The 3,490-nt window shown below is 47.2% G+C and carries 2 protein-coding genes; both read right to left on the minus strand.

Annotated features, from left to right (window positions below; translation table 11 throughout):
• A partial coding sequence (locus AC1DCV_RS35610; protein ID WP_477027657.1) for a non-ribosomal peptide synthetase occupies window positions 1–2,720 on the minus strand: 2,720 nt, incomplete at its 3' end.
• Window positions 2,717–3,490, minus strand: a 774-nt coding sequence (locus AC1DCV_RS35615) for an acyl carrier protein (protein ID WP_477027658.1), incomplete at its 5' end; no start/stop codon positions are given. The genes AC1DCV_RS35610 and AC1DCV_RS35615, both read right to left, overlap by 4 nt.

The following is a 3,490-nucleotide window of genomic DNA, read 5'->3' on the forward strand; positions in this document are numbered from 1 at the left end:
CCGGTACGATACATCCGTGCGCCATCCCGGAACGGATGCTGCACAAATTTTTCCGCTGTCAGCGCCGGCTGATTCAAATAACCTGCCGCCACGCCATCGCCAGCAATACACAACTCTCCGGGCACGCCCAGCGGCAGCAATTGCTGGTCTTCTCCCAAAATATATACTTCCGTATTCGCAATTGGTTTACCTATCGTTTGCTTAAACGGTTCGTTCTTTTCATAAAGATGCACACTACTCCATACCGTTCCTTCTGTTGGACCGTATTCATTATAAAATAACGTATCCGGCAATATCTTATAATGTTGTTCTACCAACGTAACCGGACAGGTTTCCCCCGCCACAATCACTCCTTTCAGTTCGTTGGCACTACCTGCCAGTTCCTGCAGCAACAACTGGTAATAGGAAGGTACTGTGAGCAGATGACTCACCTCGTGATGAATGATGTATTCCGCCAGTAAGGGCACATTCGTTACATCCGTTTTCCGGGTCAGACATAACCGGCCGCCATAGCACAACGTACCGAAGATGCCGGCTATAGAGCTGTCGAAAGAAAACGATGACAGCAACAGGAAAGACGATGGCGTTCCATACGTCTGGTAACGTGGCACCAGGGAATGCAGCAGGTTGTTATGCCTGATCACCACGCCTTTGGGATTACCCGTAGAACCCGAAGTATAAATCACATACACCGCCTGTTCCGGGCTGATCACCGGTAACGGAGAGGATACGGCTTCCAGTGTATCTAACTGCACATCCATCGCGAAGATGGCCCCGTTATAATCTCCCAGATCAAACATATAGTCGGTCTGGGTGAGCAATAGCCTGATATTGGTATCATTCAGGATATAAGACCGCCGTGCCGCAGGATATTCAGGATCTACCGGAACGTAAGCCCCTCCTGCTTTTAAAATGCCGAGTATCCCTGTAATCATTTTCTCCGAGCGGTCCAGTAGTATACCCACCAGTTCACCTGGAGCTACCTCATGATTTTGCAGCAGGTAATGTGCCAGCCGGGTGGATTCTTCATCCAGCTCCCGGTATGTCTGACTGATGCCATCAAAGAACACCGCGGTTTCATCCGGATGCAAATGTACCTGCTGCTGAAACAGGTCCAGGATGGTAATACTTTTATCATATGCTGCGATGGGACCGTTGAAGGTAACCAGCTGTTGCTGTTTATCGGCAGCAGTGAGCAGTGGTAGCTTTTTCAGCGAATTTTCAGGAGTGCGGACAATGGATAATAACAGTTGTTCCAGGTGGATAGATAACTGTGTTACCAACTGTTCCGTATATACGTCACTGTTATACTGGATACTTACCTCCAGATCATCACCTTCTTCAAAAAAATTGAATACCATATCAAAACGGCTGGTACGCACCTCATCTTTTTCATAAGCCGTTACATTTAATCCCGCAAGCCCCGGCCCTTGTTCCTGGGCTGTTTCACTGTTTGCCAGGATCACCTGTACATCAAACAACGGATTACGGCTCCTGTCGCGTTGCAGATGCAATGCTTCTATCAGTTCCCCGAATGGAAATACCTGGTGTTCATAGGCATCCAGCACTATTTTTTTCACCTGACTAAGCAGGTCATGGAAATTATCATCACCATTGAAACGAACACGTAAGGCCAGTGTGTTCACATAGAACCCAATCTGATCTTCCAGGTCCGCATGTTCCCTGCCTGCTATCGGCGTACCAATAACAATATCTTCCTGGCTGGTATACCGGTACAACAATGCTGTTACAGCAGCCATCAATCCCATAAATAAAGTAGCCCCTTCTTTCTGGCTCAGGTTCCGTAAGGTGCCACCGATAGTGCTATCCAGCCGGCGATGTATCTGTCGGCCATTAAATGTTTTTAACGGCGGACGGATCTTATCACTGGCAAGATCCTGCACAGGCAGTTCTCCTTTGAACATATCCAGCCAGTAGGTTTTATGGGCTTCCAGCGCAGGCCCTTGTAACTGCTCCAGGTGCCAGGCCACATAATCTTTGTACTGTAACCTTAATGGTGGCAGCGGATCAGTTTCGCCGCTGGTAAAAGCATTGTATAATAACAAGAGTTCCTTTATCACTATTCCCATAGACCAGCCGTCACTGATGATGTGGTGCATCACATAACTGAACACCCATTTATCATCTGCTACCTGGTATAACCCTGCACGTAACAGCGGCCCGGCGGCCAGATCAAATGGCTGCAGCGATGCCGCTTGTACGAGAGACTGTAAAGTCTCTTCCTGGTTTGCGGTAGAACGGAGGTCTGTATACGAAATAGTAAAGGGCAGTTTGGCATAGATGTACTGTCTTACTTCTCCCTGCTCATTCTGCCGGAATACTGTTCTGAGATTCTCATGCCGATCTATCAGGGTATTGAAAGCGAGCGACAACGCCGCAATATCCAGCTGACCGTCAAATACATAAACACCCGGAATGTTATATCCTACGTTACCTGCCTCAAACTGGCTCAGTAACCATAACATTCGTTGGGAAGAAGCTAAAGGATAATTCTCTGCCGCCGCTATAACGGGGATATCCGTGTGATAGAAGAATTGCGCATTACCGGAGAGGAACTGAAAAAGTTCTTCTTTGTTCTGCCTGACTTCTGCTATCAACTCATCACTTAGCACATTTTCTCCGGCAAACATTTTCAGTTTACCATCCACTATCTCCAGTAAAACATTGTGATCCTTTATTTTATTTAATAAGTCTTTCATAGTTCGATCTCTATTAAACCTTCTTTATTTTGTCTGAGTTTTTGCTGATCGTGGATGAAGCGGATATGCTCACTGACACCCGCAATAGTTGGCTCCTTAAATACATCTCTGATGTTAATCTTCACCTGGAACGCGCTGTTGATGCGGGAAAGCATTTTTGTTACTTTCAGGCTATGTCCACCCAATTCAAAAAAGTTGTCCTGTATACCAATCGGTGACCTGCTCAGGATTTCTTCCCAGATAGCGGTCATTTTTTCTTCTGTTTCATTTCGCGGAGCTATATAGACAGTGGTGGCTACCGCATTTCCTGTATCTGGTAATAAGCGGCGGTCTACCTTACCGTTGGCCGTTAAAGGGAAAGATGCCAGCGGCACGTAATACGCCGGCAGCATATAATCCGGCAGATATTGTTTCAGGTAGTCACGTAACACACTCACTTCCGGTATCAATGCGCCTGTGAGATAAGCCACCAGCTCTTTATCCTGACCGCCATTGGATTTGGCCAGTACAATCGCTCCGTCTATGCCTTCGTGTTGTTGCAAAAGATGTTCTATCTCTCCGGGTTCTATCCGGTAGCCGCGGATCTTTACCTGTGCATCCAAACGACCTGCAAATACAATATTTCCGTCAGGAAGCAAACGYCCAAGATCTCCTGTACGATACAACCGCTCTCCGCTCCGGAATGGATGTGGAATAAATTTCTCCGCTGTCAGCACTGCATTATTGAGATAGCCACGGCCCAGTCCATCTCCTCCTACACAGATCTCTCC

Source organism: Chitinophaga sp. 10T418, from assembly GCF_056394125.1.